The sequence below is a fragment of the Actinopolymorpha alba DSM 45243 genome (assembly GCF_000373925.1).
Classification (GTDB): Bacteria; Actinomycetota; Actinomycetes; order Propionibacteriales; family Actinopolymorphaceae; genus Actinopolymorpha; species Actinopolymorpha alba.
Map to the genome: position 1 here is coordinate 1 of NZ_KB892714.1, position 7,263 is coordinate 7,263.

Consider the following 7,263-nt stretch of genomic DNA (forward strand, 5'->3'; position numbering starts at 1 on the left):
TTGTTCTGCTCGTCGAGCAGGTCGTCAAAGGACTCTTGACAAGGGCCGGCGTCGTCGCCGTTCTCCTCCTCGCCACTGTCAGGGGCTTCTTCCTCACCGTCGCAGATGAGTACGTCGGCTTCACCGGACAGCAGGGAAGCGGCGATATCAGCGCGCAACTGAGGCAAGGTGCGTTCGTCGCCGCCGGATTTCATTGTGCGGGCGATGGCGTCCAGGTATCCCCAGATCTGGGCGGCCACGTCGTGGGAGATCCCACGGATCCGCAGGTCGCAGACGCCGTCCAGTGCCGGGTAGACGTCCACACCCCGATCGTCGCGGGCCCGCTTGTGGCGCTCTTTCGCTGCTTCGGGGTTGACCTTCAAGATTTCGGCTTCGATGTGCAGCCGTAGCAGCCCCACGCGGAGTTTCAACACCTCAGGGAAGATCGCCTCATCCACTGCTGTGCGGTCGGCTGGGGGTAGGAGGGTGAGCCGGTCGACGATCGTCCGCACCTCGGAGAATTCGAGTTCGCCGCGTTCCAACGCCTGCCGGGTGTTCGGCAGATCAGACAGGGCCAAGGCGATGAGCATGAACTGATCACTGCGGTAGGTGGTCCACCCCAACAACGGCGCCAGCAGCTCAGCCGCCCGCGGCTCCGGCACAGACGAGCGTTCCGCCTCATCGTTTTTGAAGCAGGGCGGGCAGTGCGCCAACACAGCAGTCACAGTAAGACTCAAAGACTCAGCCCAGCAGGCGATCTTCCGCGCAGCTTGAAGCAACACGCCAAGCTCGAAACCGTTACAGGCGCTCCGATCGACAGCAGCGAACGCCGCCACCAACTCCGGACCGGGAAGCATGTCAGCAAACCCGGGCGGGAGCGGTGAGATCCGCACGCCATCGCCGTCGCTCATGTGTTCGAGTTTAGTCGATCGCGATCATGGTTCGCAACCGCAGGCAGGCGCAAATCGCCTTATGTACAAGGCGATTTGTCAAAGCAGCTGACTGAAGGTGGGCCCTCACCTCACCCGGCTCTGGCTGGCGGGGTCCCATCGTGTCGCGGGCGTGCGGGCGTGCGGGCGTGCGGGAAGCTGGGACTGAGTGCCAGTCAGGGAGGATTCAGCGTCTGCGGCCAGATTCTCGCCACCCGCGTACCGCGTCCTGGATCCGGTCGATCATCGCCAGCGGAGGCCCGGCCAGGAGGTTGGCCATCGCGGATTCCCCGATCATCGGGTGGGGTCGCGTCGGCGCCGCGGCCTGGGCGGTCCTGACCGCGCCGGCCATCTTGCGGAGCTGGTCGGCTGAGATCCTCCGACGGAGTTGTGGGAACTCCTCTTTTTCCTCGCGATCGGCGTGTTCGATCACGGATTCGGAAAGTGCGGCGAGTTTCTTGTCGAAGTCGACGTGGTCGACGCCAAGGTCGTACAGTTCGGCGAGGTCCCGCTTGGCGCGACCCTCTTCGCGCAGCCGCGCGTTCACGACCCGATCGCCGTTCGCGATTTCGCGCCGGGCCATCGGGTGTACGACCTCTTCCTCCGCGGTCTCGTGGACCGCGAGCAGGCGTACCAGGTTGTCGAAGAGCGCGCGTTTCTGCATTCCTCGCGCATTCGCGACCCGGGTGAAAAGCTCCTTGATTTCCTTGTGCTGCTCGACTAACAGATCGACGACGTCTTTTTGTCGCGCCGGCGCCTTCGCCATTGTCTCGCCCCCGTGATCGCGATGTGGACCGGTCACGGCGACAGGCCCGCACAGGACTAGATTTCCAGTAACGGCCTTCGCCATGCGGCCAAATCGAGGGGCTACCAGTGAGCGGCGGGTGGCATTGTCCATTCGGGGTGGACCTGTCGCATGGCGGCAACGTCGTCGCGGTCGCGGACATCGCTTGTAAGCCAGCGTTCGTGGAGCCGGGCGAGTTGGTCACCGTCAAGCTCGACCCCGAGCCCGGGGAGGTCTGACACCTCGACGCAGCCGTCAACGAACTCTTGCGGTTCGGTGATGACGTCCTCGGTCTGCCACGGCCGGTGGGTGTCGCATGCGTACGCCAACTCCGGAACTGTCGCCGCGACCTGCGTCATCGCGGCGAGGCTGACCCCGAGGTGGGTGTTGGAGTGCATGGACAGCCCCACCCCGAACGTGCGGCACACCGCGGCGAGTTCACGGGTGGCATGGAGGCCGCCCCAGAAATGGTGGTCGGACAGCACGACCTGGACGGCGTTACTGGCGAAGGCCTCCGGGATCTCCGCGAAGGATGTCACACACATGTTGGTTGCCAGCGTCATGCTGGTACGCCGGTGAACCTCCGCCATGCCGGGCGTACCCGGTGTGGGGTCCTCGAGGTACTCCAGTGCCCCGTCGAGTTGCTCAGCCACGTGCACGCTGGTGTCGACCGACCAGGCGGCGTTCGGGTCGAGCCGCAGTGGCCGGTCGGGGAACGCCGCACGAAGCGCCCGGATGGCGTCGATCTCCTCCAAGGGCGGGAAGACCCCGCCCTTGAGTTTGAAGGACCCGAAACCGTACCGGTCAGCGAAGCGCTGCGCCTGGGCAACGACGCCGGCCGGGTCAAGGGCGGCGCCCCAGTCGTCGGAGGGTGCGTCGGCGACGGGGTGTTCGGCCCAGCGGTAGAAGAGGTACGCGCTGTACTCCACCCGGTCTCTCACCTTGCCGCCAAGGAGGGCGTGCACAGGCAGGCCGAGCGTCCGCCCGAGCGCGTCGAGGCTCGCGACCTCGAACGCCGACACCACACTGGCCAGCAGCTTGTTGGTGGTGCGGGACCCGCGCAGGCCGCCGGCGTTCACCTCGGTCCGCGCCCGCCCCGACACGTCGGGACTGTGCTCGGCGGCGAACCCCGTCAGGTCGTTGAGATCCAGCAGCGGCCGGCCGACGAGGGCGGGCGCGAGCGCCTCGGCGATGGTGAGGTAGTCGGTGTCGCCGTACGTCTCGCCAACACCGGTGACCCCGTCCTCGGTCTGGACCTCCACGATCAGCCGCGGTGTATAGGGCTGGTGGACACCCTGGCTGTTGAGAAGGGGCGGGTCGCCGATGAGGATCGGTGTGACGCGGGTGCGGGCGATGCGCGGCGCGGCGGTCGTGGTCACGCGGAACTCCTCTGGCCGTCGAGGGTGGCTCCGACCAGGGCGAGGCCGGCGGTCAGGATGCCGGCCAGCTGGTCGAGTTCGGTCGGCGTCGGGTCGGTGAGCGGCGCGCGCACCGGCCCGACCGGCGCGCCCCGCAGGCGGGCCGCCGCCTTGACCAGCGCGACGGCGTACCCCCGCTGCCGGTCACGAAGGGTCACGAGCGGCACGTAGAACTCCTGGAGCAGCCGGTCGACCGTGGCGTCGTCTCCGGCCATCAGCGCGGTGAAGAACGCCTTCGAGATCTCGGGCGCGAACGCGTGGACCGCCGAGGAGTACGCGTGGATGCCGATGCTCCGATACGGGCGGGCCTGCAACTCGGCGGTGGGTACGCCGTTGAAGAAGAGGAAGTCGCTCGGGACGGCCAGGCGGAGCCGCTGCAGCTGGTCGAGGTCGCCGTGGCCGTCCTTCAGGCCGATGACGTTCGGTATCCGGGCCAGCTCCGCCAGAGCGGCGGGCGTGTACTTCACCTGGTCCCGCTGGTAGACGATCAGCGGCAGGCTGGTGCGGGCCGCGACCTCCTGGACCTGGCGGACGAGTCCCTCCTGCGGCGCGCCCACGAGGTAGTGCGGGAGAAGGAGGGCCCCGTCAGCTTCGGCCTGCTCGGCGGCGGCAGCGAACCGCGCGGCCTGCGCCCAGCCGTACCCGATGCCCACGATCACCGGGACCTCGCCGCCCGCCTCACGGACGGCCGTCGCGACCAGCTCCGCGTACTCCGACTCGGAGAGGGAGAAGAACTCCCCGGTGCCGCAGCAGGGAAAGAGCGCCGCGGGACCGGCCGCGAGTTGGCCTCGCAGGTGGGTGCGGAACGCCGCCAGGTCGACCTCGCCGCCGGAATCGAAGGGGGTCAACGGGAACGACAGGACCGCCCGCTGGCTCCGGTCCCTCAGCGCCGCCGCGAGGTCAGTCGTACCCACCATCTATCGTCTCCATATGTAGACGCCTTCTCGTATCTGGAACGGAACGCTAGGGATGGTGTCGTACGACTGTCAACGCCGGACCCGCCATCGGCCAACTACACGGCGGCCAAACCGCTTTGGTCGAGCGCGATCAGCGAACAACGAGCAGCGAACAACGAGCAGCAGGAGGAGGGCGCCGGGATGGACGAACATCCACCCACGTCAGGCGGAGTCCGCGACGTGAAGTCGGCGGCACGGACGGTGGACCTGCTCGAGGCCCTCGCCGCCCGGCAGAACCGCCCGGCCAAGCTCCGCGAGCTGAGCGAGGCGCTCGGCGTTCCCAAGAGCAGCCTCTACGCCCTGCTCCGGACCCTCGTCAGTCGCGGCTGGGTGCGGACCGACGCGACCGGCACGTTGTACGGCATCGGGATCCGGGCACTGCTCGCGGGCACGAGCTACCTCGACGCGGACCCCTACCTTCGGCTGGTCCAGCCCTATCTCGACGAGCTCGCCGAGCGCACTGGCGAGACGATCCACTTCGGTCGCCTCGACGGCAGCGACATCATCTACCTCGCGACCCGGGAGTCACCCGCCTACCTCCGCCCGTACAGCCGGGTTGGACGCCGGCTGCCGGCGTTCACCACCGCGCTCGGCAAGGCGCTCCTCGCCGAGCGCACACCCACCGACCGGGAGAGCCACCTCCCGGCACCACTGCTCGCGATGACACCACACACGCTCACCAACCCGGCGGCTCTCGACGCTGACCTCGACGCGGCCAGGCAGCTCGGCTACGCGGTCGACCAGGAGGAGAACACCCTGGGACTCCGATGTCTCGGCGTCGCGCTGCACTACACCGAGCCCGTGACAGACGCCGTCAGCTGTTCGGTTCCGCTGGCCCGGCTGACTCCTTCGCGCGAGAGCGAGATCCTCAACGCCCTGGTCGGCGTAAGAGACACGATCGAACGGGTCGCGGGACCGCCGCGGACCTATCCCTGACCGCGGGCCGCTGGCGTGGTCTCACACGTGCGGCGTGACCTCGCACCGCTCGACGGCTACGCGGTAGCCGTGGATCCTGCGGAGCCGGATGCGGACGTAGTGGACTGGAGCGGTCAGCTCCATACCGTCCGACGGCAGGAGTGAGAGCCGCGCGAGTTCGGTGGGTTCGGTCACGACCTCCGCCCGGCCGAGGGCGGTGACGCTCCAGCCGGATCCGGGTTCGAGGTCGGAGTTGTCCACCTCGAACGCCACGATGGAGTCGTGGATGCTGCGGGCGAGTCGAGACCCCGCGGTCGTACGAACGATCACGGCATCGTCGTCCATCGTGAAGTACACGGGCTCCACCGCCGGGAGGGTCTGGTCGGTGAACACGATCCGTCCGACGGGCGCGTCGTTCAGTAGGGCGAGGGACTCGACCGGCGTCAAGGCCACCCGCTCATCACTCACGATCATGGTGGAGTACCTCGGGGACTGGGAGGCAGACCCAGTTACCAGCTGTCGCCCTCACTCTCGCGCAATGGAGTCAGTACCCACATCGGGACACGTACCGATGCGGGTACGTACGTATGGCTCGCCGGCCCGTAGGTAGCGGTCAGGTGTACGCACGGACCAGGCGCCCGCTCAGGCCCGGTCCGGATTGCCGTGTTCGGCCGCCCAGGCCGCGATCTGCGCCCGGGACGCGAAGCCGAGCTTGACGAGGATGTTCTCGACGTGGCTCTCGGCCGTGCGCTGCGAGATCACCAGGGCGTTGGCGATCTCGCGGTTCGTGCAGCCACGCGCCACCAGGTCGGCGATCTCGCGCTCTCGCCGGGTGAGCACCGAGACGTCCTCGTGCTTCGCCGCCGGCCGGCGGGCGTGCTTCTCCTGGAAGGCGAGGTCCAGGATCTCCTCGAGGCTGAGCTCGTTGCCCTCCTGGAGCAGCGCGGCGTACGCCCGCTCACCCAGGGTTTTGCGCAGCCGTTCCACCCATTCCGCACGATAGGACGCGAGGTGGGTGTATCCCTCGAGGGAGACGCCGAGCGACCGGCTCAGGCCGCGCAGGGCGCCGAAGATCCGTACGGCCCGGTCATGGTGGCCCTCCGCGGCCGCGGCCAGCGCGAGCACCTCGAGGTTGAGGGCGATGCCGAGTCGGTCGTCGAGGGCTTGGTTGATGCGGAGGCTGTCGCGTTCGAGGGTGGTGGCTCGTTGGTAGTCGCCTTGGCGCCAGACTTCGATGCCGAGGGCCATGAGGGCATACGACTTGTGCCAGACGTCGCCGGCGGCCTCGCAGACGGCGATGCATTCTTCGGCGAGGGCGCTGGCCTTGTCGGAGTCGCCGAGGAACGAGTACGCGAGGGACGACCGGATCAGAGTGGACGCGATGCCGTGCGGGTTGGCGATGGCACGGTGCCGGGCGAGCGCCTCCTCGAACAACGCGAGACCTCGCTCCGTCTCGCCGTCCGACATCGCGGCCAGCGCGGAGAACAACACCGCGTACGCGAGCGCCTCGGTCTCGTCGAGCCGCTTGGCCAGGTCGCAGGCCTCGTCAAGCATGCCTTTCGCCCCCGGGATGTCGCCCTGGATGAGGGCGAGCCACCCGTTGGTCCACAAGGCGTTGGCGCGGGGGAGGCTGGGTTCCTGGTCGATGGCGAGCAGCCGGTCCAGCCAACCGCGGCCCTCGTTGAGGAAGTAGCTGTTGATCCAGTGGTAAAGCAGGTTGGTCGCCAGGCATAGACCCGCGTGCTCGTCGGATGGCTCGACAACGGAGTACTCCAGGGCGGCCCGCAGGTCGGCGTGGTCGAGTTGGAGCCGGCTGAACCACTCGATCTGGTGCGGCCCGAACTGCTCGTGGGCCGTCCGCGCCGCGACCTCCTGGTAGTAGGCGTGATGGCGTTGGCGGGCGCTGTGTTCCTCGCCCAGGTCGGTGAGGCGGTGCCGTCCGTACTGCCGGATCAGGTCGAGTTGGCGGTATCGGGCCTGGCCCGCGTGTTCTTCGCGGACGAGGATCGACTTGTCGATGAGTTCGGTGACCAGGTCGATGACGTCCTCGGGTTGGGTGTCGTCGGCGCAGACGGCTTCGGTGGCGGCGAGGTCGAAGCTGCCGGCGAAGATCGCTGAGCGGGCCCAGAAGCGTTGTTCTGCTGGGGTGCACAGGTCGTAGCTCCAGTCGATGAGTGCCCGCAGGGTCTGGTGGCGTGGTGCGACGTTCTTCGGCCCGGCGGTGAGGAGGCGGTAGCGGTCGTCGAGGCGTTCGAGGATCTGCTCGGGCGAGAGTGACCGCA

General features: G+C 68.0%; 7 protein-coding genes. 1 reads left to right on the forward strand and 6 read right to left on the reverse strand.

The genetic code is table 11. The annotated features are described in order from the left end of the window. From B141_RS0105430 to B141_RS0105445, 4 genes are all read right to left on the reverse strand, one after another. On the reverse strand, nucleotides 1-890 hold an 890-nt coding region (locus B141_RS0105430), incomplete at its 3' end, for a DUF222 domain-containing protein (protein ID WP_020574157.1). 205 nt (nucleotides 891-1,095) lie between these two features. Beyond that, nucleotides 1,096-1,674, reverse strand: a complete 579-nt coding sequence (locus tag B141_RS0105435) for a hemerythrin domain-containing protein (RefSeq protein ID WP_020574158.1) — start codon at nucleotides 1,672-1,674, stop codon at nucleotides 1,096-1,098. A gap of 101 nt (nucleotides 1,675-1,775) precedes the next feature. After that, the gene (locus B141_RS0105440; protein ID WP_020574159.1) at nucleotides 1,776-3,071 is read right to left on the reverse strand and encodes a glucarate dehydratase family protein; all 1,296 of its coding nucleotides are present in this window, start codon (nucleotides 3,069-3,071) and stop codon (nucleotides 1,776-1,778) included. Continuing rightward, nucleotides 3,068-4,027 carry a 5-dehydro-4-deoxyglucarate dehydratase gene (locus B141_RS0105445; protein ID WP_020574160.1) on the reverse strand — a complete coding sequence of 320 codons (960 nt, stop codon included), beginning with the start codon at nucleotides 4,025-4,027 and terminating at the stop codon, nucleotides 3,068-3,070. Before B141_RS0105445 ends, B141_RS0105440 begins: the two co-directional genes overlap by 4 nt. Before the next feature lie 180 nt (nucleotides 4,028-4,207). On the opposite strand from B141_RS0105445, the gene B141_RS0105450 reads away from it, so the two are divergent. After that, complete coding sequence (locus B141_RS0105450) at nucleotides 4,208-5,002, forward strand: IclR family transcriptional regulator (RefSeq protein ID WP_020574161.1); 795 nt, start codon at nucleotides 4,208-4,210, stop codon at nucleotides 5,000-5,002. 21 nt (nucleotides 5,003-5,023) lie between these two features. On the opposite strand, the gene B141_RS39020 is transcribed toward B141_RS0105450, so the two are convergent. Together B141_RS39020 and B141_RS0105460 are read right to left on the reverse strand one after the other, a co-directional pair. Beyond that, entirely contained in the window at nucleotides 5,024-5,455 is a 432-nt protein-coding gene (locus tag B141_RS39020) for a pyridoxamine 5'-phosphate oxidase family protein (RefSeq protein WP_020574162.1), read from the reverse strand. Nucleotides 5,456-5,623: 168 nt separating this feature from the next. Further along, a partial coding sequence (locus B141_RS0105460; RefSeq protein ID WP_020574163.1) for an ATP-binding protein occupies nucleotides 5,624-7,263 on the reverse strand: 1,640 nt, incomplete at its 5' end.